Source organism: Clostridium sp. DFI.1.208, from assembly GCF_024463855.1.
Taxonomy (GTDB): Bacteria; Bacillota_I; Bacilli_A; order Erysipelotrichales; family Erysipelotrichaceae; genus Clostridium_AQ.
The window spans coordinates 1-298 of the sequence record NZ_JANGCA010000256.1; the positions used below are offsets into that span (position 1 = coordinate 1).

A 298-nucleotide genomic window follows, 5' to 3' on the forward strand; every position below is an offset into this window, starting at 1 on the left:
ACCAACCTTTTCTCCGGCAGCAGTCAATGCATCGATTGCTTCTTTAGCAGCCTCAGTTACAGAGCCCATAGCAACGATTACACGTTCTGCATCACTTGCACCATAGTAAGTGAACGGTGCTTATTCACGACCAGTGATTTCACTGATTTTCTTCATGTAGTCAGCAACGATGTCAGGAATTGCATCGAAGTGTTTGTTTCTTGCTTCCACACCCTGGAAGAAGATGTCATCGTTCTCAGCACCACCGCGGGGTACCGGGTTTGTGTGAGGGTTTAAAGCGTTATTGCGGAATTTTGCA

At 46.6% G+C, this 298-nt stretch carries 1 pseudogene; it reads right to left on the reverse strand.

The features are described from left to right. A pseudogene (locus NE665_RS24280) lies at positions 1 to 298 on the reverse strand (hypothetical protein); the annotation flags it as partial.